This window comes from Rhizobium giardinii bv. giardinii H152 (assembly GCF_000379605.1).
Lineage (GTDB): Bacteria > Pseudomonadota > Alphaproteobacteria > Rhizobiales > Rhizobiaceae > Pararhizobium > Pararhizobium giardinii.
On the sequence record NZ_KB902635.1, the window covers coordinates 129,118 to 154,208 of the forward strand.

Consider the following 25,091-nt stretch of genomic DNA (forward strand, 5'->3'; position numbering starts at 1 on the left):
GTCAAAGCGGCAGCTCCGTCGAGAATTTGAGTTCGCGCAGCACGAAACTCGAGACGACAGTGCGCACATGCGGGTTGCGCATCAGGTACCGCGTCATGAAAGCCTCGTAGCTTTCGACGTCGCTCGCCCGGATCTTCAGCATGTAGTCGAAGGCGCCGGACAGCGCATAACACTCCATGATCTCGGGCCGCTCCAGCACCACCGAAGCAAAGGAGGCGACCGCCTCCTCGTGGTGGTCTTCCAGCGTCACATGCGCAATCACGCACAGCTTGAGATCGAGCTTGCCGGGATCGAGCAGCGTCACGCGCTTGCGGATGACGCCATCGGCCTCCAGTTCCTGGATCTTCCGCCAGGCCGAACTCTGCGACATGCCCGCCTTCTCCGCTAGTTCGGCCAGCGACAGGCTGCCGTCGGCCTGCACGAGCTGCAAAAGCTTGCGTTGAAAATTCCCAGTTTCTTTCATTTTCTGCAAGTTCTCCGAAAATTTCTGCCAATATTATGGCAAAAGCCAGCAGGAAAGAAAGGAAAATCCGGCGTTTCGGGAGCATAATTACTCTTGAGGCACCACGCCCTAGCGCGGGCTGGAATGACGGAGGATCAGAGCATGACGAAGGAAAGCACCTACACTGCCAAGCTGCCCGGCCCGGATGGTTTGTACGACTACACGTCCGAAGAAGATGCGATCTGGGGCGAACTCTACGAGCGCCAGATGAAGCTGCTGGCAAACATGGCCTGCCGCGAATATCTGGACGGCGTCAAGACGCTTGGCCTCAGGCCTGACAAGGTTCCGCAACTGCTCGACGTCAACCGGCAACTGAACGAGACCACCGGCTTCGGCGTCGAAGGTGTCCCCGCCCTCATCCCGCCCTCGCAGTTCTATGAACTCCTGTCACAGGGCAAATTCCCGCTCGCCACCTTCCTGCGCCGCCGCGAGCACATCGACTACATCGAGGAGCCGGACCTGTTTCATGAGGTGTTCGGCCATTGCCCGCTTTTGACCAACCAGAGCTACGCCAATTTCGTCCGCCGTTTTGGCGAAACTGCCGTGCGCCTCGGCAAGGGCTATTCGTGGCACCTGTTCCGCATCTTCTGGTTCACGGTCGAGTTCGGCCTGATCAACACGCCGGAAGGCCGGCGCTGCTACGGCGCGGGCATCGTCTCTTCACCAAGCGAGGCGAAAGCTGCGATGAAGGGCACTGAGTGCGAATTCCGGCCATTCGACCTCATGAGCGTGCTCAGAACCCCATACCGGATCGATATCGTCCAGCCGATCTATTATGTCATCGACAGCTTCGCCGATCTCGAGGCGATCATTGATCAAGATATCGGCGGCATGATCGAGAAGGCGAAATCGCTGGGTGATTTCGCCCCGACGTTCGAGGCGAAAGCATCCTGAAGCACATCGTCAATAGGCGCGGCTGTCCTTCGGCCAGACGGCGGCAAGCCATCGGTTCAGGGCCCAGGTCGCGGGCCTTTCGAACCGTGAAAACTGCAAGGCGGATATCAGCACGATGACGCCGAGCGCAACAATGGCTTCGAAAGCCAGCAGACCATAATTGCCGATCGCCCCCTTCGCGACGACCTTAACGAACAACTGGATGACATAGACGTGCAGCAGATAGGTGGAGAACGACCAGTCTCCGAGGCGCGCAAGCCAAGGCAGGCGCATCGTGAACAGCGGGATCGCCCCAAGAACGAAAATCGCTGAAGGTATGCCCCAGATCATATGGCGGATTTCATCGTTATAGATGCCGCTCACGGCCAGCGCCACAAAGACCGGCGGAAGGCATAGCAGCCAAACAGGGCTGAACCATCTTTGGCTGTGGATCGCTGCGCCATAGTTCCAGATGAGAATACCCAGCACGAATTCCAGGATGATCGGCTGCGTATAGAACTCGAAAATCCTGCCGCCGTCGACCAAAGCACCTCCGGCGACGCAAGCGCAAAGCATGAGCGCCGCGACAAGCAGCGTGCGATCGCCAGACAGCCAGATCGAAGACGCGACAACGCCATAGAAGAAGATTTCGTAGTTCAGCGTCCAGCCGATCATCAGTGCGGGCAGCGTCGTGCCTTCAATGAAATCCGGCAGAAAAAACAGCGAGAAAAACGTCCTGCTCCAGGATATGTCGGGATTGTTGACGACCGAGGGATAGACCAGACAGAGCACGCAGAAGGCAAGGGTCATCAGCCAGTAGAGCGGCGCGATGCGGGCCGCCCGGCGCAGCACGAATTCGAGCGGGGAGAACCGGGCTGTTCGGGCTGCGATCATCGCCATGATGTAACCGCTGATGACGAAGAATATATCGACCCCGATTGCCCCGATCGCGAAGCCGTGGCCCCAGCCGAACTGTGAACTGAACGATGCGGACAGATGGTAGAAGACCACCAGCCACGCCGCGATCGCCCGAAGATATTGAATCGAATCGACCATCCCCGCCTGCCCTGGGGCGGCGGCCGCGCGAGGAGCGCCGGCTGCGCGATGGAACGGTACAAGACCGGCCGTCAAATCAAGTTTTTCCGAAATCATCAAGGATACCTTTTCGTCCCGACAAAGCATGCGTTTCGCATTTCTGTTTCAAATCGAGACAGACAAGGTGAAAACTGCGTGCCCCGGCACCAGTCCAGCAAGTACCGTGCCAGAAAACGTTAACGATCTTCACCGTGGCAATTCCCATTTCCCGATGGGAGATCAGCGGTTATCGTGCGCGCCCTGGCATTTCAGCAGAACGACAAAACACGAGACGATCATGGCCAACAAGACGATAGACCACGCGATCACCGCCACGTCGCTGCAGAGCGCGGCGACCGACCCCACCCATGCGGGCATCCTCTCCTTCATGCGGCGGAAATACACCAAGAGCCTGATGGGCGTCGATGCGGTCGTCTGGGGCATTCCCTTCGATGCGGCAACGTCCAACCGGCCCGGCGCGCGCTTCGGGCCGCAGGCCATCCGCCGCGCCTCGGCCATCTTCGACAACGATCCGCAGTATCCCTTCGAGCGCGACCTGTTCGCGGACATGGCGACCATCGATTACGGCGATTGCCTGCTCGACTATGGCAACCACGCCAAGACGCCCGCCACCATCGAACGCGAGGCGGCGAAGATCCTGAAGAGCGGCGTCTTCCTGCTGACACTTGGCGGCGACCACTTCGTGACGCTGCCGCTTCTCAGAGCCCATGCGGCTGTCCACGGTCCCCTCGCCCTTGTCCAGTTCGATGCGCATCAGGACACCTGGGCCGACGAGAAAGGCCGCATCGACCACGGCTCCTTCGTCGGCCGCGCCGCGCGCGAGGGGCTGATCGACCCGGCAAGTTCCATCCAGCTCGGAATCCGCACCCACGCGCCCGACGATTGCGGCATCCGCATTCTCTACGGCTACGACATCGAGGAGATGAGCGCGGGCGAGATCGCCGATATCATTCTCCGTCACGTCGGCGATCGGCCCGCCTATCTCACCTTCGATATCGACTGCCTCGACCCGGCCTATGCGCCCGGCACCGGCACCCCCGTTTCGGGCGGACCGTCAAGCGCCAAGATCCTGTCGGTGATCCGCAAGCTCGGCGCGCTCGTCATCAGGGGCGCCGACGTGGTCGAGGTGGCGCCAGCCTACGACCATGCCGACATCACCGCCATTGCGGCCTCCACCATCGCGATGTATATGCTCGGCCTTCATGCCGAACAGCTGGCGGAGCGGCGTGGCTGACGTTGTTGTCAAACTGATTCAATTTCATGCCAAAGTGATTCCGCAACAGTGGCTAATCAATTGGCAGGACAGGATAAAACCATGAAACCGAAGATCTTCATCGATGGCGAACACGGCACCACGGGGCTGCAGATCCGCAGTCGCATGGCGGGCCGTTCGGATGTCGAACTGCTGTCCATTCCGGAAGCCGAACGCCGCAACGCCGCCATTCGCGAAGACCTTCTGAACAGCGCCGACGTCGCCATCCTCTGCCTGCCCGACGACGCCTCGAAACAGGCCGTCGCCATGCTCGAAGGCAACAACAAGGTGCGGATCATCGACACTTCGACGGCGCACCGCATCGCGCCGGACTGGGCCTATGGCTTCGCCGAGATGGACCAGGGCCAGGCCGGCAGGATCCGCGACGCCCGGCTTGTTGCCAATCCGGGCTGCTACCCGACCGGCGCCATCGGCGTGATCCGGCCGCTGCGGCAGGCGGGCATCCTGCCGGAAAACTATCCGGTGACGGTCAATGCGGTCTCCGGCTATACCGGCGGCGGCAAGCAGATGATCGCGCAGATGGAAGACCCGACCAATCCGGATCACATCACCTCGCCGAACTTCCTTTACGGCCTGACGCTCAAGCATAAGCACGTGCCGGAAATGAAGACCCATGGCCTGCTCGACCGCGCACCGATCTTCTCCCCGTCGGTCGGCCGCTTCCCGCAGGGCATGATCGTTCAGGTGCCTTTGTTCATCGACCAGCTTGCCGACGGCGCGACGCTTGAAAGCATTCACGCGGCCCTCGTTGCCCACTATGCCGGGCAGTCTATCGTCGAGGTCGTGCCCCTGGAAGAGAGCGCGAAACTGGCCCGCGTCGACGCCGTCGAGCTCGCCGGCAAGGGCACGATGAAGCTCTACGTGTTCGGATCGAGCGGCGGCGAGCAGGTCAATCTCGTCGCCCTCCTCGACAATCTCGGCAAGGGTGCGTCGGGGGCGGCCGTGCAGAACATGGACCTGATGCTGTCGGCCTGAACCGGCTGGCTGCGGCGCAGGCTCTCGCCTGCGCTTCTTCACCGTGCTGATCGGCGCATCCGCCGTGCCGGGCATGCCCGCACTCGACGCGCTCTGATCAGTCCCGCACTTCGATCGCCAGCGGCCGCGGATATTCCCCGACGAAGGCGCGCCAGTGGGCAATGGAAAAACCGAGCACGATCAGCGCCCCGCCCTGATGCGCAACGCCCCAGCCGACCGGCACCTGCAGGATCAGCGTGGTGATGCCGATGATCGCCTGGATCGTCACCAGCCCGAACAGCAGCACCGAACGCCGCGCATGCGTCGTGTCCGGCGCGCTGCGCAGCGAGGCGATCATGTGCATCAGCACGAAGGCGAACAGCACATAGGCGCCGATACGGTGGACGAACTGCACCGTCTTCGGGTTCTCGAACAGATTGAGCCAGGCCGGCTGCTGGACGAACAGGTCACCCGGCACGAGCGAGCCATCCATCAGCGGCCAGGTATTGTAGCTCAGGCCCGCATCGAGCCCGGCGACCAGCGCACCGAGATAGATCTGGAACAGCGCCATCCAGGCGATGATGGCAGCCATCTTCCTCGAGCTTTTCGTCGGCGCCGGATCGTCCGAATGCGGCGCAAGTCCGCGGCCGATCCAGAGGCAGGAGATGAAGATCAGGCAGGCGATGACGAGATGGGTTGCAAGCCGGTACTGGCTGACCTCGGTGCGGTCGGCAAGACCGGAGGACACCATCCACCAGCCGATGAAACCCTGAAGGCCACCCAGAGCCAGAATGCCGATCAGCGGCAGTTTCAAACGCGGCTCGATCTGACCCCTGATCCAGAAGAAGGCGAGCGGCAGGGCGAAGATCAGGCCGATCGAGCGTGCCAGCAGCCGATGCGCCCATTCCCACCAGAAGATCGTCTTGAAGCCTTCGACCGTCATATCGCTGTTGAGTTGCGCATATTGCGGGATCTGCTGGTAGAGCGCGAACTCTTCCTGCCATTCGGCGTCGGAAAGCGGCGGAATCACCCCGTGGATCGGCTTCCACTGCGTAATCGAAAGGCCGGATTCGGTCAGCCGCGTCGCGCCGCCGACGAGCACCAGCGCAAACAGCGCCAGCACGACCACGCCGAGCCAGATCCTGATCTGGGCGCGATTGCGGCTGACTGAGTCGATTTCGCTCCGAAGGCGTTGTTGCGTTGCCAAATCCGTGCTCGCCATCGGGAACTCCAGTGTTAAACGGCATGGCCTTGCCTGCGGAGAGGCGGTTTGTCTTAAAGGCCCGTGCATCAAAGGCGTTGATTTGCACGAGAGCAGCATGCAAAACAAGACTTATCCCTTTGCGGCATGCCGTCGCGGCCCGATGCCGATACACGGCAAAACCTGCCAACCGGAAAGACGTCAATGCCTGTACGCCTCAGAAAACTGATCGGCACGATCATCATTATCATTCTCGTCGTCATCTATGCGCTGGCAGCAACCACCTTTGCCTCGCTGCTGCTCGGCACTGCCCCCTGGTGGGTGCACCTTGCCTATTTCTTCTTCACCGGCCTGTTGTGGGTGCTGCCTGCCATGCTGGTCATCAAGTGGATGGAGAAGCCTGCCAAGCCGCGCTGAGCCGGGGAGACCGCATGAAAATCGCCGTAATCGCCGATATCCATGGCAATGATCTCGCGCTCGAGGCCGTGCTCGCCGACATTGCGGCTCAGGGTATCGACGATGTGGTCAATCTCGGCGATCACTTCAGCGGCCCGCTCAATGCGGCGCGCACGGCCGATATCCTGATCGCGCGCAATTTCCCGTCGATCCGCGGCAATCACGATCGCTGGCTGGTTTCCAAGGCGCCGGCGGACATGGGTCTCTCGGACCGATCGGCCCATAGCGAATTGCAGCCGCACCATCTCGACTGGCTGCGCACCCTGCCGCCGACGCTCGTTCACCGGCAGGAGATATTCCTCTGCCACGGCACGCCGCAGGACGATCTCACCTACTGGCTGGAAGATCTGACGACCGAGGGCGTCGTGCATATGTCAAGCCGCCAGCGGATCGAAGGTTTCGCCGCCGGCATCGACTTTCCCGTCATCCTCTGTGGCCACACCCACATTCCGCGCGCTGTCCGGCTTGCCGACGGCCGGCTGATCGTCAATCCCGGCAGCGTCGGCTGCCCCGGCTATGACGACGACGAGCCGGTGTTCCACAAGGTGGAGACCGGCTCACCGGATGCCGCCTACGCCATCATTTCCAAGATGCAACAGCGCTGGGACGTCACCTTCCGGCGCATACCCTATGATCACATGATCATATCGCACCTTGCGCGTCAGCGCGGTCGCGAGGATTGGGCCAGTGCGCTCGCCAGCGGCTGGCTCGACGGCTAAAGCGCGCCCTCCGGCGCCTCCATCTCGGCGCCGGTAATCGCCGCAATGTTGCGGGTGATCCCGTGCCCCGGGCCGCTTTAGCCATTCGGTAACCGCATTTGAGAAAATCCCCGCCAGATCCGGCTCGGCGCGTCCAATTTAAATGAAAATAACGGCATGGTTGCGTAAGAAGGGCGTCATCCATTTTCGGGAACAGCAAGCGATCATGACGGACGTGGACTTCAACATGATGCCCGTTAACGAGGCTCGCAGCCGCGTCTGGCATGCCCGTCGCGAAGCCGTCCGGGATGTTGTCCTCACGCGCGACCTCAGGCTGTCGGTTCACGTCAGCATGCAGGCGCTTGAAGCCGATTGGCGAGCACTTGAGGCATCACCTGCCACCTCTTTGCATCAGAGCTTCGACTGGTGCGCGGCATGGGCAACTACCCATGCCAGTCAACTGCTGCTGGTGCGCGGCACCATCGATCGCAAGACCGTCTTCATCCTGCCGCTCGAACTGGTCCGCGGCCGGTTCTTCCGTACGGCCCGCTTCATCGGCTCGCCGCACAGCAACATCAATACCGGCCTCTTTGCTGCCGATTTCGATCCACTCACCCGCGAACAGCTTGCCAGCACATTGATTGCGGAGCTCACGACGAAACTGTCGCGCGTCGCCGATATCGTCACGCTGGAAAAGCTGCCGTTCGATTGGCGCGGCGTCTCGCATCCGCTCGCCTCGCTTCCGGCCGTGCGCAACCAGAATTCCTCGTTCCAGCTACCGCTTCTGGATAGTTTTGAAGCGACGCTCGCCCAGCTCAATGCCAAGCGGCGGCGCAAGAAATTTCGGGTTTCGGAAAAGCGGCTCGAAGCCCTCGGCGGTTACGAACACGTTGTAGCCACAACGCTAGACGAGCGGCGGCAGATGCTGGATCTGTTCTTCGAGCAGAAAGCCATCCGCTTCAAGGCGCTCGGTCTGCCGAATGTGTTTCAGGACTGCGAGACGCTGGCTTTCTTCCACGCACTCGCGGCTGTCGGACCAACCGGCGACGGGCAGCCCCTCGAACTGCACGCCATCCGGCTGCGCGGCAAGCACGAGGGCCGCATCGTCGCGGTCGCCGGCCTGTCGCGCAAGGGCGATCACGTCATCTGCCAATTCGGTTCGATCGACGACGATATTGCCGCCGACGCCAGCCCGGGCGAACTGCTGTTCTATCTGATGATCCGCAAGTTCAACGCCGAAGGGGTCTCGCTTTTCGATTTCGGCATCGGCGACCAGGCCTATAAGCGCTCCTGGTGCACGGTCGAAACTGTGCAGCGCGACATCGTCTTGCCACTGACCCTCAATGGACGTCTGGCTGCATGGGTCCATCAACTGGCCGTGCGGCTCAAGGCCGAGATCAAGAAGAACAAGCGGGCCTACGCTTTCCTTCAGCGCCTGCGCCAACGCCGACAAGCAACGGGCGGCGCGTTGACCGGCGCCGTCGATGACGACTGAAGCAGCGGCGCTCAGGCGGCGCGGCGGCCAGGTTTCCCCGACTGCGGGTGGCCGGTTCCCGTCATCAGCACGATCTCGCCGAAACCTTCCGCACCGAAACCGGTGATCAGGTCGATAATGTCCTCACTGGCGACGGCCGGCGCCGAGATGATGATGTTCGTATCCCTGGACCGCGCCACCTTGCGGACGGCGCGGACGTCGGCCGGGCCGCACTCCACAAGGACCGTGTCATAGGCATTCGACAGAGCGTCGATGATCATCTGCAGCCGTTCGATGCCGCGCATTGCAAGAACCGGGTCCGCATCGCCCTGCGGGATGACATGCGCGTCAGACAGGCGATCTGCATGGATCGTCTCGGTGAACGGCACCTCGCCCGCCAGAAGATTGGTAATGCCCGGGAGATCGGCCGCTTGCGCCATCAGGCCGGTCGGGCAGGCCGTGCCGGTCAGATCGATCAGCACGATCTTGCGCCCCTCCTCCGCGACCAGCCGGGCGAGCATGACAGCATTGGTCGAACCTGCATCGCCCCCCGGTGATACCGAGATGGCAACGCGAATATCCTCGTTGCAGAGGTGGGCGGCGACCGATTCGATCGAGAAATCGTCGTCGCTATCGTCCGCTGCCTCCGCCGCTTCCTCCTCCGCGAGGATCGGTGTGCCGCCGGTCGCGGCAGGTATCCCGCTCGCCGGCGCTGCCCGGGCCTGGCGCCTGCCGTCGACAACCGGCTCGCCATTTTCTCCGATCGGCCGCAAGGCGCGGCCGCTGAACAGTTCTAAGAGCATGATGACCACGCAACTGACGAGCAAACTGGCGAAACCCGCAACGATCGTGATCGGCAGAACCTTCGGGAAATGCCGCTCCGTCGGCTCGACCGCCTGGGAAATGATGCGCGCGTCGGCGGGTGCCGCATTCTCGCCGCTGCGCGAGATCGCCTCGCGGTAGCGCGCGAGGTAGGTCTCGAGCAACTGCCGCTGCGCTGTCGCTTCGCGCTCCAGCGCCCGCAGGCCGACCTCGTCCTCGCCTGCCTTGGCCGACGTCGCCTTCAGCGTATTGAGCTGGGCCACAAGCTGGCGCTCGCGCAACCGCGATTCGTTCGCCTCGTTTTCGAGGCTGCCCAGGATCTTCTTCGTCTCGCTGAGTATCTGACCACGGATGCCCTGAAGCTGCGACTTCAGCCCCTTCAGACGCGGATGTCCGTCAAGCAGGGTCGTGGAAAGATCAGCAATCTGGCCCTGGACATTGGATTCCGTTTCCTTGAGGCGCTGGATCATCGGCGAGGCGACGACGTCATTGAGCGTATCGACGGCGCGGCCGCTCGCAAGCGCTGCGCGCACGTTTTCGGCGCGCGCCTCGGCATTGGCGCGTTCGCCGCGCACGCGCGCAAGCTCGGTGGAAATATCGTTCAGCTGCTTGGTCGCAAACGTGCCACCGGCTTCGCCGGTGAGCAGCAGGTCGGACGAGGCCCGGTAGTCGGCAACCCTGGCCTCGGCATCGCGAACCTTTTCGCGCAGATTGGCGATCTCGGGCTCCAGCCAGCGGCTGGCCTCCGTGTTGGAATCGAGCTTTGCACCGCTCTGCAACGACAGGAAGACCTTGGCCATCGCATTCGGGATGGCGGCCGCCAGGCGCGGATCCTTTGAGGTGAACTGGATCGCGATCACCCGCGATTTTTCGACCTGGTAGACCTGCAGCTTCTCCTGAAACTCCTTCAGCACCCGCTCTTCCGGCGGCAGGTCGAGCGGGTTCTTCTTGATGCCGAGCATCACCAGAATATCGGAAGCAGCCGACGGGTTCGCCGTCGGGTCGAATTCCGGCAGCTCGTACAGCTTCATTTCGCGGGCGACCTGCTTGATCAGATCGATCGAACGCAGCACCTGTACCTGGCTGGAAATGCCGGATTCATCGAACAGGCTGTCGGTTGTCTGGGGCGGCCCCTGGTTGTTGGCGCCACTGAATTCCGGCTGGCGTGATTCGATCAGCAGCCGCGCCTCGCTCTGATAGTCGGGAGACATCAGGCTCGTGCCGGTGAATGCAAGTCCGGCAAAGACAACGGTCGCCGCGAGCACCCTGCCCCGGCGCCGCCAGATGGCACGGAACAGCCCACCGAGATCGATGTCCACATCCTGATGTCCGCCGTTGACGCCCGACATGCGCTTTTACCCCGAACCTGCACAACTCGGCGCAACGTAAACAAACATGGTAACGCAACGGTTAATGGCAGCTCTCGGCCGAACAACCGCTGAATGCAGGGGGAACGCGCCGTAACGACGAAAAAGTGCCGCGCCTTTACCGGCTATTAACCCTAACGGATTGATAACATCGACCCATGACAAGGTTTCCGGAGCGCGAGAGCCCCCAATGACGTCCGCAGGATTGAAAACAGGCCTTTCCCTAATGGCCCTTTCTCTGTGCCTCGCCGTATCCGGTTGCAGCAGCTATCAGCCGGCGCCCAAGGCGTTTCATGAAGCGACGATCCAGCCGTACCGCGTCGACAGCGGCGACCGGCTGCGGATCAGCGTCTTCGAACAGGCCGGCCTGACCGGCACCTATACGGTCGATCAGGCGGGCTATGTCGCCTTCCCGCTGATCGGCGCCGTGCCGTCGCGCGGCCATACCCTGCCCGAAATGGAATCGATGATCGCCGGCAAGCTGCGCGAGGGCTATCTGCGCGATCCGGACGTGACGATCGAGGTCGATCGCTACCGCTCCGTCTTCATCATGGGCGAAGTCGGCCAGGCCGGGCAATATTCCTATGTTCCGGGCATGACGGTGCAGAACGCCATTGCGGTTGCGGGCGGCTACTCGCCGCGCGCCAACCAGGCGAATGTCGACGTCACCCGCAAGATCAACGGACGTATCCTTACCGGCCGGGTTTCGATTTCCGATCCGATCATGGCCGGCGACACCATCTATGTGCGCGAGCGGCTGTTCTGACAGCCATGTCGGATTCCCGCCCGCTGCGCATCATTCATTGCTTCAGATCGCCGATCGGCGGAATCTTCCGCCACGTCCGCGATCTGGCCGAGGCACATGCCAGGCAGGGTCACGAAATCGGCATCATCTGTGACAGCACCACGGGAGGCAGCTACGAAGACGCTCTTTTCGACGAGATAAGGCCATTTCTCACGCTCGGTCTCGTCCGCCTGCCGATCCCCCGGTCCATCGGCCCAACGGATCTGGCGGCACTCTGGAGCAGCTACAAGGAAATCAGAAGTTTGCGGCCGGATATCCTGCACGGTCATGGCGCCAAAGGCGGCGCCCTGGCCCGGATCATCGGCTCAGCCTTGCGGGTGAACAGGTATTGCGTTGCCCGCCTTTATTCGCCGCATGGCGGCAGCCTGCACTACGACAGCCGCGCGTTTTCCGGCAAGGTCGTGTTTGTTCTCGAGCGTCTCCAGGAGTTTCTCACGGACGCGATCGTCTTCGTGTGCGATTTCGAGCGGACGACCTACGAGCAGAAGGTCGGCAAGCCGCGCACCCGCAGCGAACTGATCTACAACGGCATCGACGATCGCGATTTCGAAACCGTCCATGCCCGGCCCGACGCCGTCGATTTCCTCTATATCGGCATGCTGCGCGACCTGAAGGGACCCGACCTCTTCGTCGATGCTTTCGCGCGGGCCGAGCGCATCATCGGCAAGCCGCTCTCGGCCATGATGATCGGCGACGGCCCGCAAAAGGCCGAATACGAGCAGATGATGCTGGAACGCGGTCTTGGCCGCCGTATCGAGATGCTGCCGGCGATGAAAGCGCGCGACGCATTTGCCTTGACGCGCAATGTCGTCGTGCCCTCGCGGGCCGAATCCATGCCCTATATCGTGCTTGAGGCGCTGGCTGCGCGCAAGCCGGTGATCGCCGCCAGGGTCGGCGGCATTCCGGAGGTGCTGGGTCCGGAAAGCTCGGCTCTTGCCGTGCCGAGCGACGCACAGTCGCTTGCCGACGTCATGACCACCGCAATGACCGAGCAGGATTGGGCGGCCAAGGTGATGCCCGATGCGGGCGCCTTCAAGGCTGCCTTCTCGACATCGACCATGGCGGGCAGCATCATGCGGCTCTATCGCCAGCTTGTCCCGGAATCGGCCGCGCGGCAGCACGAGCGGCACAACCGCCCGTAAGCGTTTCTTAGGGGCTTTCTGCTATCCCGGACGCATGTGAACGGCCGAGCGGATATCATGAACCAGATCGACAAACCGGAAACCTTCGATACCGAAGCGCTGCGAAAGAAGATTTCGGAAATCCGCACCATCGCGCCCGACGAAAGAAGGGAGAGCGAAGAGAACCGCGAACTCAACCCGCTGGCCCGCCGCATCGCCGAACAGTTCCGCACCGACACCTATTCTCCGAACATGATCATCGGTCTGATGCGGCTGTTCGAGTTCACGGCGCTGTTTGCCATCGGCTACGCCGTCCATGCATTCTATGTCGCGCCGCGGCTTGACGAGCTGCTCGGCTATTGCGGCCTGATTGCCGGCGGTTCGGCCCTGACCGTCGGCTTCCTGCAATTGTGCGACGGCTACCAGGTGCCGTTGCTGCGTTCCGCCGCGCGCGCTCTGCCGCGGCTGATCGGATGCTGGACGCTGGCCTTCGCCGCGATGGCGCTGGCACTGTTCCTGCTCAAGATCGGCGGCACCTTCTCGCGGCTCTCCTTTGGCGGCTGGTATGTCCTCGGCGCCGTCTTCCTCGTCGCCGAACGCACCTTCATCGCCTATTCGATCCGCCACTGGGCACGCAACGGCACGATGGAGCGCCGCGCGGTCATCGTCGGCGGCGGCAAGCCGGCCAAGGACCTGATCCGCTCGCTCGAACAGCAATCCGACAACGACATCCGCATCTGCGGCATCTTCGACGACCGCGATGAGCGCCGCTCGCCGGTGATCGTCGCCGGCTATCCGAAGCTCGGCACCGTGACCGAACTGGTGGATTTCGCCCGTCTCACCCGCATCGACATGCTGATCATCGCTCTGCCGCTGACGGCCGAAAACCGCATCCTGGAACTGTTGAAGAAGCTGTGGATCCTGCCGGTGGATATTCGTCTTGCGGCCCACGCCAACAATCTCCGCTTCCGCCCGCGCAGCTATTCGCATGTCGGCCAGGTGCCGATGCTCGACATCTTCGACAAGCCGATCGCCGACTGGGATTCGGTTGCCAAGCGCGTCTTCGACGTGTTCTTCAGTCTTCTCGCGCTGACCATCCTCTGGCCGGTGTTCATCGGAGCGGCGATCGCGGTGAAGGTGAGTTCACCCGGCCCGATCATCTTCAGGCAGAAGCGCCACGGCTTCAACAACGAGACGATCGAAGTCTACAAATTCCGCTCCATGTACACCCACATGAGCGATCCCACGGCGCGCAATGCGGTCACCAAGGGCGATCCGCGCGTTACCCCGGTCGGGCGGTTCCTGCGCAAATCCTCGATCGACGAACTGCCGCAGATCTTCAACGTGCTGAAGGGCCAACTCTCGCTCGTTGGCCCGAGACCCCACGCCGTGCTTGCCCAGACCGCCAACCGCACCTATTCGGACGTCGTCGAAGGCTACTTCGCCCGCCACCGCGTCAAGCCGGGCGTCACCGGCTGGGCGCAGATCAACGGCTGGCGCGGCGAGATCGACAATGACGAGAAGATCAAGTTCCGCACCGCCTTCGATCTCTACTACATCGAAAACTGGTCGCTGTGGTTCGACCTGAAGATCCTGTTCCTGACGCCGATCCGGCTTCTCAACACGGAAAATGCCTATTGAGCACGCTTGGCGCCACGTCTGCCGCGGTTTTTCGTCCGCAGCTTGCCGCCGTGGCGATCCTCGGCTCCGGCATGGTGACTTTCGGCGTTTTCCTCTCCGGTTTCGTCATTGCCGAACCTGCCCCTTACGAAGTCTTCATGGCGGCGCTGATCGGCCTGTGGTTCCTCTTCGGGCTGAAAATCTCGCGCGCGGTCGCGCCGCTGCTTGCCCTGTTGATCCTGTTCATCACCGGCGGCCTCCTGTCGCTGACCGTCATGCGCGATCTTGCGACGGCGCCGATGTACATGGCCGTCTCCGGCTTCCTCGCCCTCACGGCCGTCTTTTACGCGGCCATCATCGAAGCCCGCCATGAACGCCTGAAGCTGATCTTAGACGCCTGGGTCGCCGCCGGTGTTCTGACCTCGCTGCTCGGCATCCTCGGCTATTTCGGCGCCATACCCGGGGCGCAGAATTTTACACTCTACGATCGCGCCAAGGGTGCCTTCCAGGATCCCAACGTCTTCGGACCGTTTCTCGTCGCCCCGTCGCTCTATCTCATGTACCGGCTGCTCACCGAGCGGATCACCACCGCGGCGCCCAGGGCGGTCGCGATCCTGATCATGGCGCTCGGCCTGTTCCTCTCCTTCTCGCGCGCGGCCTGGGCACTCTATCTCTTCTGCGCCTGCGCTCTCGTGCTCGTCATGCTGCTCAAGGAACGCACGGGCGCGTTCCGGCTGAAGATCCTCGTGCTGGCGCTCGGCGGCGCGCTCCTGATGATCACGGCACTGGTCGTCGCTCTGCAGATCCCGCAGGTCGCCGATCTGTTCTCCAACCGCACGCAGCTCGTGCAGGACTATGACGGCGGCCATCTGGGCCGTTTCGACCGCCACAAGATCGGCTTCCTGATGTCGATGGAAAAGCCGCTCGGCATCGGCCCGATGGTGTTCAGCAACATCTTTCCCGAGGACGAACACAATATCTGGCTGAAGTGCCTCACCTCCTATGGCTGGCTCGGCTTCGTCTGCTATGTCACGCTGATCATCTGGACGGTCACCATGGGCTTTCGCTTCCTGCTGCTTAACCGGCCGTGGCAACCCTATCTGATGATCGCCTGGATCGTCTTGATCGGCCACGCCGCCATCGGCAATGTCATCGACACCGATCACTGGCGGCACTTCTACCTGCTGCTCGGCATCATCTGGGGCTGTGGCGCCCTGGAATACCGCCACCGGCGCAACGCCGCTGGTGCCTTGACGCATCGTCATCTGAGCGCGCCAACGCAGCGTTAACATCAACATTGTACACAGGGTGCGGATCGGCTCCACATCGGGGGCCGGCGGCGGATTGTCAGAATGAGCATCGACCCTCCCATCGCCGAAAGTGGCGGCAGCCTTCGCATTCTCCAGGTCCTCGAGCCGAGCGGCGGCGGCGCCGGGCGCCATTTCCTCGATCTGTGCCGCGGCCTGAAACGGCGCGGCCATCACGTGGAGGCCGTCTACTCGCCGGTTCGGGCGGAGGCGGCCTTTGTCCGCGAGCTGAAGTCGATCGATCTGCCGGCCGTCCACACCGTTGCGATGAAACGCGCGCCGGGCTGGTCGGACATTGCCGCCTTCCGGGCGCTGCGCGACATCATCGCGGAGGGCAGTCCATTCGACGTCATCCATGGCCACAGCTCGAAGGCCGGCGCGCTGTCGCGCCCTCACCTGCCCGGCCGCCACATCCCCCGCGTCTACACGCCGCATGCCTTCCGCACCATGGACCCGGCGCTCGGCAAGGCCGGACGCCTGATCTACGGCGCCATCGAGCTGATCCTGGCGAGCCTCTTCACCGACCATCTCATCTGCGTGTCCGATGACGAATATGCCCATGCGCGGTCGCTTGGAATCCCTGGCAGCAGACTATCGGTCATCGTCAACGGCGTAGCGCCGCTGCCTCTCGACATGGCAAAGACGGTGCGCGCTTCCTTCGGCATCCCGGCCGAAGCCTTCGTGTTCGGCTTCGTCGGCCGGCTGTCGAATCAAAAGGCGCCCGAACGGCTGATCGAAGCCTTTCGCAACGCCGCCACCCGCCTGCCCAACGCGCAGTTGATCATGGTCGGCGCGGGCGAAGGCGAGCGCGAGGTGCGCAAGGCCATCGCCGAGAGCGGCCTGCAAAACCGCATCCGCCTGACCTCGGCCTTCAGCGGTTCCCAGGCCATCCCCGCCTTCGACGTCCTCGTCATGCCGAGCCGCTACGAGGCGATGTCCTATGTGATGCTGGAAGCAGCCGCCGCCGGAAAGCCGATCGTCTCGACGGATGTCGGCGGCGCATCGACGGCGATCGAGAGGGACAAAAGCGGCCTGATCGTTGCCAATGACGGCGACACGGGCAAGCTGGCAAACGCAATGGTCGAAAGCGCCGATCCTGACCGCTACAAGGCCTTGGTCGCCGCCGCTGAGGCAAGAATGTCGGATTTTTCGATGGAGAAGATGATCGACAGGACCGAAGCCGTCTACCGCCGGCTTGCCGCAGGGGCGTAGGTCGCTGAGGCTACCCCTCTGCGCACCAGCCGCGCTTGCCATCCGCCCTGTGCCGCGCCAGGCCCTCGGCCACAAGCATGTCGCCGATCGAACGCCCCGCGCCCACCGTCACCCGGGCATTTTGGGCGCCGGCCTTTTCACCCGCTGCGGCGAGACGGACCTCGCCGGCATTGAGGATTTCCCAAAGCCGCCGCTTTGCCAGCGAGCCGAACTTGCGCTCGTTGTCGCACTTGGCCTGTTTGATGCGCGGCACCTCGATATCCGCGATCTGGATTTTCTGGCGCCCGTACCAGAACGTGCCGCCGTCGACGACGCAGTTTTCAAGCGTCACCGTGCAGAAATAATAGGTTCCCGGCCCACTGTCGCGGGAATTTCCCTCACCGGTGATCCGCGCCGGCGGTTCAAGGGCCGCCTGCTCGACCGGCCGCGCTCCGGGTTTTGGCATTGCCAAGGCCGGTCTTGCCTTGTCCGGCTGCCTTTCGGCGCGCGTCTCGACCGGTCGCGGCTTGGCAATCGACGCCGTGTAGAAGGGTGCTGCCATCGGCGCGATCTCTGCCCGGTGATCATAGGCGACCGCAGCGCTCACCGACAGGACGCCGGCCAGATACCATGGCCACATGGCGCCCTTTGCCTGCTTCCGGCCCGTCCGCCGCTTGTGGCCTTTTCTACCCGCTGTCTTCGCCATCACCCGGCTCCCCGATTCGCAACCGGCATTATCGGGACAACGGGTTGCTGAAAACTTTAAGGATCGGAAAAAATGGCGCGACCGGCGGGGATGCAGCACCAGACGCCCGCGCTTTTTCTCACCGATTTCTAAGCCTTTTCCAAAATCAGGGCTTGCGCCACAAGTCCCGATTATATACGGCTCTTTTCGGTTCGGAGCGTAGCGCAGCCCGGTAGCGCACTTGACTGGGGGTCAAGGGGTCGTGGGTTCGAATCCCGCCGCTCCGACCATTTAAACCCTTAGAAACAAAGGGTTTTTCTCAAACCGGGAAAACATCGAAAACGGGAATTCCGAAAATTGGGTCCATTTTGGGTCCATTCGGCAAGCCGCAGGGCGAAAAATCTTAGAGGCGGATTTTGGTTATGGACCCAACGCTCGCGCGATGGCGACGATTCGGCGCCGATCTGGCATTCTTTGCAGCATGCCCGCGCCCTCGAAAAGAAAGCTCCGCCGCCCCCTCGCCGATCCACACCGCACCTTGCGCGCCGTCACTGTGGAAAATCCATATTTCAGTCGCGTCCATGCTGGTGACGCTACCAATCCCCGGAAGATCAGCGCCGTCGTCAACATCCGGGAGAGCGCCATTACCATACTGGCATCCCGAAATCAGATCGATGCTGCACAGGTGGCCGCCGCAACCAGGTTTCGGGCTTTGTGGGAGGCGATGGTGGCAAAGGCGCGTCGGCTGTTGATTACGGCCGGGAATATGTCGACGGCGGCAAAGTGCGGGACCCGATCACGGTACGACAGATGAATGCGGCGGATGAGCTGCGCCGCGCCCACCGTAAGCTGGGCGATCAAGGATACTGGGTCGTGTCCCGGATATGTGGCGAGGGCTATTCACTCAATGAAGTCGCGAGACCGGGTAGCAGCAAGCGCGCCAAGTTGGCCGCCGCCAATGATCTCCGCGCCCATCTCGATACCCTCGCCGCAATGTGGAACCTAGCGACCCGGCGATAACAGCAACGGTTGCCGCCTGGACGCGCCGACAGCGCGAATCCGGGTTTGGCCGGGGAAGATAGCGCGGCACGGAAAAGGCCGCGTAAGGCCGCTTTTGCCAGCGCTTATCCTGCTTTTTGGAAATACCGAGTTCCTGCCGTTCGTTGGCGGACGCCTCCCCCCTTGGGGGAGAACCGTTGGCGTGGCCACGCCAATGTTCGCAGTCTCACCGGCCTTGCACGCTGGCGTTCAGCGAAGACGCACCGCTCATGACGGGCCATTTCCTCGTCATGGCGGAGGAGGAAGCGGGCTTTCGAGAGCGAAGCCGCTGAAACTTTTTTCTCGCGAAAGAGGTTGGATCAAGGTCCGTCCTCTTTCCTTGCTCACCAATGGGCTTGAGCATCGCCCTAGCCATTGCCCTTTGTCCGGCGGAGAGGTTCCGGCGCGCGACATTCTCGGCAAGGATCAGCGCGGCTACATCAACGCCGTTCAGCCACTGACGCACTTATTTCGCAATGATACTGCCTGCCATCGACGGGTGAATCCTACATTTGAAATCATGCTTACCAGCGGCGACGATCTTCACGGTGGCACTCTTGCCCGCGGCAAGCCGCCCGGTGTCGAAGGAGCCGTCCAGCGCCGTGGCGGTATGGCGCTTGGAATCGCCGTTGGTGAAGGTGATCGTGTCGCCGACGGCAACATTCAGCCTGGCCGGACTGAATTTCATGCCCTTGATTTGGACGGCGTGACCGGCAGCAAACGCGGGCAACGCAAGGGCAAGCATGGCAACTGTCAGGGCAATGCGCATGTGATGTTCCTCCTCTGGTTTCCCTTGCCGCGTGGGCGGCGGTGCTCTGCGACGGGGGCGATTACTACTGACGCTTCAGATGGATGATTTATTCCCGACCTGCTGCCGTTTTACCCTCCAACCACCCCCGAAGTGACTAATTGCCAAACGGCGATCGTAGGAGGAAGATTCGACAAAGGAGTAAAGAAAATGTTGCTGCCGATGCTGTTCGGATTCCTCGTCTTGCTTGCCTCATTCTGGGACATGAACCGGCTGATGAACTACCCCGCCCGGGTCCAGGTTTCCTGGTAAAATTGCGCAACCAGCGAAAGTCGGGAAGGGCGGCTTGCAGAAATATCGGCGGGCAATTGGGCATTATCGATTGCACCCAGAGACGCGGAGGAGGCTAAATTGAAACGGGGATTTCTGTGCATTTGCATCACCGTCACCTGACAATCGGCTTGAGGCCGATCAATGCCCACCTTCATCAGGTGACGTATTTGTCTTCCTATCCGGAATAATGCCAAGGGAGTATCGAAATGCGTCGACTTCCAACTTATGCGGGCGCGCTGCTTATATCCGTTGCGTTTGCTACAGCTACGTGGGCGGCTAATGAAGCTACTACGGTCAAAGTGGCCCTGCTCGACATGTCCAGCGCCATGCCGATGGGAATGATGGGATACGGCATGATGGGCCAGGGAATGATGGGGCAAGCTCCCGGCTCGATGAATCCGGGCAGCGGCTACGGGATGATGGGCCCGGGGATGATGGGTGGCATGATGGGCCAGGGAATGATGGGCATGATGTCAATCCGCACGGACAAGCCGACCGTCAAGGCAGGGACAGTGACATTTGACGTCACCAATTGGTCGCGGAGCGTCTTGCATGAAATGCTCATCGTCGCTGTCGACAACCCCAACGCGCCGCTGCCCTATGATTATACGCGGGCGCAAATACCGGAAGAGCAGATCAAGGTGCTTGGCGAAGCTGAGGACATTCAACCAAGCCAGTCAAAAGCGCTGGAGGTCACCCTGCCGCAGGGCTCATATCTGCTGATCTGTAACCTGCCGGGGCATTATGCGGCTGGCATGGTCACGCCGTTCAGCGTCACGCCGTAGGCAGTAGCGCTAATCAACGCGGCGGCGGCGCGAATTCAGACCACCCAGAAAGACATCGCAAGCTGAACCGGATCGCCTCGAGCGCAACCCCGTCGTTGCCGTTCGCCAACCGCAGAAGATTGCCGACGAGCTTGGCCTCGACGCGCGCTGCGCCACGATCCAGTTCGCGTCTAAAATGTCGTCGCAAAGTTTTCGGATCGATCTCAGGTCGGGCACTTGAAGCCCTCGTCGCATTTTCCTGCCCCGCCTCACCGGCGGCCCCGTCAATGCACCGACACCTCCGGCTCCGGGTCCTCCAGAAACGACCGGATGCCGTCCCGCTCGACGGTTGCGAGGAATTCCTCGAAGGCTTCCTTGTCGGTGGGGAAAGGCTCCTCCCAGACGGTCAGGCCCTCATCCTGGTCGATCACCTCCATCGTCCAGCCGTCGTTGCTTCCGGCATTGCGGAAGATATCGACGAGCACGGTGACGCCGTCATCGGTGAATTCGCCGGCGAAATCCGAATGCTCGAGCTTCTGCTTGTTTGCCATTTGACTATGCCTGTTTCGGGTTGGTGACGGTGACGATGAGCCGGCCTTTGGAGCGTTCGCGGGTAGCGGTCCCCTCGAGGCGCTTGGCGGCTTCCTTGATTTCGAGCGGCGTAAACAGCGACCGATAGTCCGCCCGCACCATCGCCGCCTCCATCGACAGTTCGGTCTTGCCGGCGTCCATCAGGCGCTCGAGGCCGGTTGTGCCCGGCTTGAACACCAGTTCCTTCGCCGCTTCGACGCCGCCGTTCAGGATGACGAGGCGGCGAAACAGAACGGGGCGGAAGCCAAAGCGGGCGCAATGGTCGTAGAGGGCGAGCATCTCGGCATGGAACTTCGCCTGCAGGGACTTCGTCATGTCGCTCTTTTCTTCATCCGTGGAAGCAGAGATATGGAGATGCACCGAGCCGCAGCCAAGCCCTCTTACTCCCGAATTTCGATATCCGCCTCGACGGCGGCCTCGATAAACGCCTTTCGCGCATCCTCCGCCGGCCTCTTGCCCTCCACGGCGGCGGCGCAAATGTCGAGCGCGCGGTTCAAGGCGGGCGCATCGTCGAGCGGCCAGTCCTCGATCATCGCCCAGGATGCCTCGGTGGTGTTGGAGATCGTCACGTATTTGCCCGGCCCCTCAAGGGCGAGCGTCACGCTTTTCGTCCAGGGCTTTTCCATGCATTGCGCCTTGCTCGTCAAATCGATGGAGATTGGTCGTATACGTCGCTGGCGATACCAGCGGAAAGCAGAGCAACAGGGAACGCAGCCCCACATCGCTACGCCGCATCCGCTGCGAAACCGGCATGCCTGCCCTGCCTCAGCGAACCTGGTCGAGCAGCCGCTTGCATTCCAAGAGGTCGTAGAGCGCTTCCTGCAGCAGGGCGCGATCCTCCTTGCCGACCGATGTCTTGCCGACAGAGATTTCCGGCGCCTCGTCATTGCCGCCGACAAAGGAGAAGAACCGCCGGCTCGCCGGCGCCTTGGCGCGGCCGACGATCTGGTCCTCGTCCGGATTGCCGAGTTTCGGCTGCGCCGGCTCCTCGATATTGGCCGCGGCCAGCGCCTCGACGGTTGCCAGATCGCCGCTGGCAATCGCCGCAACGAACTTGTTGCCGTTCATCTTCAAAAGCTTCTGCACGCCCTTGATCGTATAGCCGTGATCATAGAGCAGATGGCGGATGCCCTTCAGCAGATCGACGTCTTCCGGCCGGTAATAACGCCGGCCGCCGCCGCGTTTCATCGGCTTGATCTGCGGAAAGCGCGTCTCCCAGAACCGCAGCACGTGCTGCGGCAGGTCGAGATCGTCGGCCACTTCACTGATGGTGCGGAACGCGTCCGGGCTCTTGTCCATGTCTTCCCCCATCGAACACGGCTGCTGCACAATTGCTCAAATCGGAAACGATCCAAGAATGACATTATGCGGCAATCTGAAAGTTCTACAGCGTCCTTTACGCGCCTGAACAGGCGCGCGGGGCCGTAGACGGATCGGGCGCGACCGTCGTCCTGCGTCGTCCCTGGCAGCAATACGCATGATTACACGAATCATGCCTATTTCAACGGCTTATGGACGTGTTTTCAACCACTTTAATGATAAGTGAGCAATTACGAAGCCGGCGATTGCGGTTTCAGCTTGGCCTTGCGCGACAGATGCGCCTTGAGAACGCGCTGCTTCAGCACGTTGGAGGCCTTGAAGGTCATGACGCGGCGGGGCGAAATCGGCACTTCCTCGCCGGTTTTCGGATTGCGGCCGATGCGCTCGTTCTTGTCGCGCACCTGGAACGTTGCGAAGGAGGAGAGCTTGACGCTTTCGCCACGGACGATGGCGTTGCAAATCTCGTCGATCACGGTCTCGACCAGTTCGGCCGATTCCGTTCGGGAAAGACCTACCTTGCGAAAAACCGATTCGGCCAGGTCTGCTCGTGTCACCGTTTTTCCGCTCATCGTCCCCCACCGATTTTCTTGAAATATCGATTAGCCCGGAAGAGTATTGCCCTTGTCCATTCCGGTCAAGCCTCTGCGTTATATTGTCTTTTCTTTACCAGCGCAGCAGGATGGAACCCCAGGTGAAGCCACCGCCCATGGCCTCGAGCAGGACGAGATCGCCCTGCTTGATACGGCCGTCGGAAGCCGCGACGTTGAGTGCGAGCGGAATGGAGGCGGCGGAGGTGTTGCCGTGGAGGTCGACTGTAACCACAACCTTGTCGAGCGGGATGCCGAGCTTCCTGGCGGACCCGTCGATGATGCGGCGGTTGGCCTGGTGCGGCACCAGCCAATCGAGATCCTCGGCCGTCGTGCCGGTCGCATCGAAAGCCGCTTCGATGACGTCGGTGATCATGCCGACCGCGTGCTTGAAGACCTCACGGCCCTCCATGCGCAGGTGGCCGACCGTGCCCGTCGTCGACGGGCCACCGTCGACATAGAGTTTTTCCTTGTGTGCGCCATCCGAGCGCAGCTGGGCGGTCAGGACGCCGCGATCGGCGGTCGTTCCGCTGCCTTCCTGCGCTTCCAGAACGATGGCGCCGGCACCATCGCCGAACAGGACGCAGGTCGTCCGGTCGTTCCAGTCGAGAATGCGCGAAAACGTCTCCGCGCCGATCACCAGCACGCGCCGGGCAAGCCCGCCGCGAATATAGGCGTCGGCCGTCGCGACGGCGTAGATGAAGCCGGAACAGACCGCCTGCACGTCGAAGGCCGCGCCATGATGCATGCCGAGGCGATTCTGGATGTTGACCGCGGTCGCCGGAAAGGTGTTGTCCGGCGTCGAGGTCGCAACGATGATCACGTCGAGGTCGGCGGCCGTCAGGCCGGCCTTGTCGAGGGCGGCGCGCGCTGCCGCCTCGCCCAACGATGCGGTCGTTTCGCCCTCGCCGGCGATATGGCGCTGGCGGATGCCGGTGCGCTGCACGATCCATTCGTCGGACGTGTCGACCTTCTCTTCCATTTCGCTATTGGTCATCACCCGTTTGGGAAGCGAGGCCCCAAAACCGCGAACCACAGAACGGATCATACTCTTCAAACCTCGTCGGCCATGCCGCGCGCCGCACCTTCGGACGGGCGTGAGGCATGGTATTTTTGCAAATCGTTTTCGATCTTGGCCTTCAGGCCGTTGCGGACCATGTCGTAGCCGACGTCGATCGCCGCTGCGAAACCTTCCGCGTCGGTTCCTCCATGGCTCTTGATCACGACACCATTAAGGCCGAGGAAGACGCCGCCATTGACCTTGCGCGGGTCCATCTTCTCACGCAGGCGGTCGAACGCGCCCTTGGCCAGAATATAGCCTATTTTGGCAAGCAACGTGCGCGACATCGCGGCGCGCAGATATTCGGCGATCTGCCGGGCGGTGCCCTCGGATGCCTTCAGCGCGATATTGCCGGCAAAGCCCTCCGTCACCACGACGTCGACCGTGCCGCGGCCAATGTCATCACCCTCGACGAAGCCGAGATAGTCGATGCTGTCGGGAGCTGCTTCGCGGATCAGCCGACCGGCCTCCTTGACCTCTTCCTGGCCCTTGATCTCCTCGACGCCGACATTGAGCAGACCGAGCGTCGGACGCTCGATCTCGAACAGGGCGCGCGCCATGGCGCCTCCCATCAGGGCGAAATCCATCAGCTGCTGTGCGTCCGCGCCGATCGTTGCGCCGACGTCGAGCACGATGCTCTCGCCCTTCAGCGTCGGCCAGATCGCCGCGATCGCCGGGCGCTGGATGCCGGCCATGGTGCGCAGGCAGAACACCGACATCGCCATCAGCGCGCCGGTATTGCCGGCCGAGACGATCACGTCCGCCTCTCCCTTGTTGACGGCGTCGATCGCCTGCCACATGCTCGCCTTGCCGCGGCCGCGCCTGAGCGCCTGGCTCGGCTTCTCGTCCATGGCAATCGCCAGCTCGGATGGATGAAAGATGCTGCTCGCCTTCAGCTTGGGATATTTTTCCAGGAGCGGCGCGCACTGATCCTCGAGGCCATACAGGACGAAACGGATATCGGGGTGCCGTTCGAGCGCCCTTGCGGCACCCGGGATGACGACTTGCGGACCGAAGTCGCCGCCCATCACATCAAGAGAAATTCTGACCACGCGTGCCTTATCCTTTGTTCCTGCCACACTGCATGTTTCGTTCCGGCGCAATCAGTGTGAGCGATGGAGACACACGTGTTTATGACGTTTGAGACGCAACGGCCCCTGCTTGCGGGGCAAACGGCCCAACGGGCTGGATTTCGGCCAAAATACC

Annotated in this window: 26 protein-coding genes and 1 tRNA gene; 13 read left to right on the forward strand and 14 right to left on the reverse strand. The window is 62.0% G+C overall.

Annotated features, from left to right (window positions below; genetic code table 11):
- Position 1 precedes the first annotated feature (1 nt).
- Complete coding sequence (locus A3AY_RS0112495) at positions 2-463, reverse strand: Lrp/AsnC family transcriptional regulator (RefSeq protein WP_018326005.1); 462 nt, start codon at positions 461-463, stop codon at positions 2-4.
- Positions 464-604: 141 nt separating this feature from the next.
- Between A3AY_RS0112495 and A3AY_RS0112500 the strand changes: the two genes are divergently transcribed.
- Positions 605-1,396, forward strand: coding sequence for a phenylalanine 4-monooxygenase (locus A3AY_RS0112500; RefSeq protein ID WP_018326006.1), 792 nt, complete (start codon positions 605-607; stop codon positions 1,394-1,396).
- Positions 1,397-1,405: 9 nt separating this feature from the next.
- On the opposite strand, the gene A3AY_RS0112505 is transcribed toward A3AY_RS0112500, so the two are convergent.
- Complete coding sequence (locus A3AY_RS0112505) at positions 1,406-2,431, reverse strand: acyltransferase family protein (protein WP_162709240.1); 1,026 nt, start codon at positions 2,429-2,431, stop codon at positions 1,406-1,408.
- Positions 2,432-2,747: 316 nt separating this feature from the next.
- On the opposite strand from A3AY_RS0112505, the gene speB reads away from it, so the two are divergent.
- Complete coding sequence (speB, locus tag A3AY_RS0112510) at positions 2,748-3,704, forward strand: agmatinase (RefSeq protein WP_018326008.1); 957 nt, start codon at positions 2,748-2,750, stop codon at positions 3,702-3,704.
- Between the two features lie 81 nt (positions 3,705-3,785).
- On the forward strand, positions 3,786-4,718 hold the full coding sequence (argC, locus tag A3AY_RS0112515; protein WP_018326009.1) for an N-acetyl-gamma-glutamyl-phosphate reductase: 933 nt from the start codon (positions 3,786-3,788) through the stop codon (positions 4,716-4,718).
- Positions 4,719-4,815: 97 nt separating this feature from the next.
- Here argC and A3AY_RS0112520 read toward each other — a convergent pair whose 3' ends face one another.
- Positions 4,816-5,919: a COX15/CtaA family protein gene (locus tag A3AY_RS0112520; protein ID WP_018326010.1), complete on the reverse strand. Its 1,104-nt coding sequence runs from the start codon at positions 5,917-5,919 to the stop codon at positions 4,816-4,818.
- Between the two features lie 183 nt (positions 5,920-6,102).
- Here A3AY_RS0112520 and A3AY_RS0112525 point away from each other — a divergent pair, with 183 nt between their 5' ends.
- The 3 genes from A3AY_RS0112525 to A3AY_RS0112535 all read left to right on the forward strand — a co-directional run bounded on the left by A3AY_RS0112525 (position 6,103) and on the right by A3AY_RS0112535 (position 8,547).
- On the forward strand, positions 6,103-6,315 hold the full coding sequence (locus A3AY_RS0112525; RefSeq protein ID WP_018326011.1) for a DUF2842 domain-containing protein: 213 nt from the start codon (positions 6,103-6,105) through the stop codon (positions 6,313-6,315).
- 14 nt (positions 6,316-6,329) lie between these two features.
- Positions 6,330-7,073: a metallophosphoesterase family protein gene (locus tag A3AY_RS0112530; protein WP_018326012.1), complete on the forward strand. Its 744-nt coding sequence runs from the start codon at positions 6,330-6,332 to the stop codon at positions 7,071-7,073.
- Positions 7,074-7,275: 202 nt separating this feature from the next.
- Positions 7,276-8,547 (forward strand): GNAT family N-acetyltransferase, encoded by a 1,272-nt coding sequence (locus tag A3AY_RS0112535; protein ID WP_420830301.1) that lies wholly within the window; start codon positions 7,276-7,278, stop codon positions 8,545-8,547.
- A gap of 11 nt (positions 8,548-8,558) precedes the next feature.
- On the opposite strand, the gene A3AY_RS0112540 is transcribed toward A3AY_RS0112535, so the two are convergent.
- Positions 8,559-10,697 carry a GumC family protein gene (locus A3AY_RS0112540; RefSeq protein ID WP_018326014.1) on the reverse strand — a complete coding sequence of 713 codons (2,139 nt, stop codon included), beginning with the start codon at positions 10,695-10,697 and terminating at the stop codon, positions 8,559-8,561.
- Between the two features lie 208 nt (positions 10,698-10,905).
- Between A3AY_RS0112540 and A3AY_RS0112545 the strand changes: the two genes are divergently transcribed.
- From A3AY_RS0112545 to A3AY_RS0112565, 5 genes are all read left to right on the forward strand, one after another.
- The gene (locus tag A3AY_RS0112545) at positions 10,906-11,481 is read left to right on the forward strand and encodes a polysaccharide biosynthesis/export family protein (RefSeq protein WP_026203377.1); all 576 of its coding nucleotides are present in this window, start codon (positions 10,906-10,908) and stop codon (positions 11,479-11,481) included.
- Positions 11,482-11,486: 5 nt separating this feature from the next.
- The gene (locus A3AY_RS0112550) at positions 11,487-12,662 is read left to right on the forward strand and encodes a glycosyltransferase family 4 protein (RefSeq protein ID WP_018326016.1); all 1,176 of its coding nucleotides are present in this window, start codon (positions 11,487-11,489) and stop codon (positions 12,660-12,662) included.
- Between the two features lie 57 nt (positions 12,663-12,719).
- Positions 12,720-14,282 (forward strand): undecaprenyl-phosphate glucose phosphotransferase, encoded by a 1,563-nt coding sequence (locus tag A3AY_RS0112555; RefSeq protein WP_018326017.1) that lies wholly within the window; start codon positions 12,720-12,722, stop codon positions 14,280-14,282.
- Complete coding sequence (locus tag A3AY_RS0112560) at positions 14,279-15,550, forward strand: O-antigen ligase family protein (protein ID WP_018326018.1); 1,272 nt, start codon at positions 14,279-14,281, stop codon at positions 15,548-15,550. The genes A3AY_RS0112555 and A3AY_RS0112560 overlap by 4 nt, the downstream gene beginning before the upstream one ends.
- Before the next feature lie 63 nt (positions 15,551-15,613).
- A complete protein-coding gene (locus tag A3AY_RS0112565) occupies positions 15,614-16,780 on the forward strand; it encodes a glycosyltransferase (protein ID WP_018326019.1) in 1,167 nt (388 codons plus the stop codon).
- A 10-nt stretch (positions 16,781-16,790) separates the two neighbouring features.
- Here A3AY_RS0112565 and A3AY_RS35165 read toward each other — a convergent pair whose 3' ends face one another.
- Positions 16,791-17,465, reverse strand: a complete 675-nt coding sequence (locus A3AY_RS35165; protein ID WP_018326020.1) for a thermonuclease family protein — start codon at positions 17,463-17,465, stop codon at positions 16,791-16,793.
- Positions 17,466-17,657: 192 nt separating this feature from the next.
- Here A3AY_RS35165 and A3AY_RS0112575 point away from each other — a divergent pair.
- Positions 17,658-17,734 (forward strand) — tRNA-Pro (locus tag A3AY_RS0112575).
- Positions 17,735-18,110: 376 nt separating this feature from the next.
- Here the strand turns inward: A3AY_RS0112575 and A3AY_RS41450 are convergent.
- Complete coding sequence (locus A3AY_RS41450) at positions 18,111-18,305, reverse strand: hypothetical protein (protein ID WP_154663287.1); 195 nt, start codon at positions 18,303-18,305, stop codon at positions 18,111-18,113.
- Between the two features lie 643 nt (positions 18,306-18,948).
- Positions 18,949-19,251: a cupredoxin domain-containing protein gene (locus tag A3AY_RS0112590; RefSeq protein WP_018326022.1), complete on the reverse strand. Its 303-nt coding sequence runs from the start codon at positions 19,249-19,251 to the stop codon at positions 18,949-18,951.
- Positions 19,252-19,769: 518 nt separating this feature from the next.
- On the opposite strand from A3AY_RS0112590, the gene A3AY_RS37045 reads away from it, so the two are divergent.
- Complete coding sequence (locus tag A3AY_RS37045; protein ID WP_018326024.1) at positions 19,770-20,348, forward strand: hypothetical protein; 579 nt, start codon at positions 19,770-19,772, stop codon at positions 20,346-20,348.
- 263 nt (positions 20,349-20,611) lie between these two features.
- On the opposite strand, the gene A3AY_RS0112610 is transcribed toward A3AY_RS37045, so the two are convergent.
- The 7 genes from A3AY_RS0112610 to plsX form a co-directional block, all read right to left on the reverse strand.
- Positions 20,612-20,878: a hypothetical protein gene (locus A3AY_RS0112610; protein ID WP_018326025.1), complete on the reverse strand. Its 267-nt coding sequence runs from the start codon at positions 20,876-20,878 to the stop codon at positions 20,612-20,614.
- Positions 20,879-20,882: 4 nt separating this feature from the next.
- Positions 20,883-21,233, reverse strand: coding sequence for a hypothetical protein (locus A3AY_RS35185; RefSeq protein ID WP_154663288.1), 351 nt, complete (start codon positions 21,231-21,233; stop codon positions 20,883-20,885).
- A gap of 65 nt (positions 21,234-21,298) precedes the next feature.
- Positions 21,299-21,544 (reverse strand): DUF982 domain-containing protein, encoded by a 246-nt coding sequence (locus A3AY_RS0112620; protein ID WP_018326027.1) that lies wholly within the window; start codon positions 21,542-21,544, stop codon positions 21,299-21,301.
- Between the two features lie 139 nt (positions 21,545-21,683).
- Entirely contained in the window at positions 21,684-22,217 is a 534-nt protein-coding gene (locus tag A3AY_RS0112625) for a MerR family transcriptional regulator (RefSeq protein WP_018326028.1), read from the reverse strand.
- 251 nt (positions 22,218-22,468) lie between these two features.
- Complete coding sequence (locus A3AY_RS0112630; protein WP_026203378.1) at positions 22,469-22,807, reverse strand: integration host factor subunit alpha; 339 nt, start codon at positions 22,805-22,807, stop codon at positions 22,469-22,471.
- Positions 22,808-22,901: 94 nt separating this feature from the next.
- Positions 22,902-23,873 (reverse strand): beta-ketoacyl-ACP synthase III, encoded by a 972-nt coding sequence (locus tag A3AY_RS0112635; RefSeq protein ID WP_018326030.1) that lies wholly within the window; start codon positions 23,871-23,873, stop codon positions 22,902-22,904.
- Between the two features lie 5 nt (positions 23,874-23,878).
- Positions 23,879-24,937 carry a phosphate acyltransferase PlsX gene (gene plsX, locus A3AY_RS0112640; RefSeq protein WP_026203379.1) on the reverse strand — a complete coding sequence of 353 codons (1,059 nt, stop codon included), beginning with the start codon at positions 24,935-24,937 and terminating at the stop codon, positions 23,879-23,881.
- Positions 24,938-25,091: the final 154 nt, after the last annotated feature.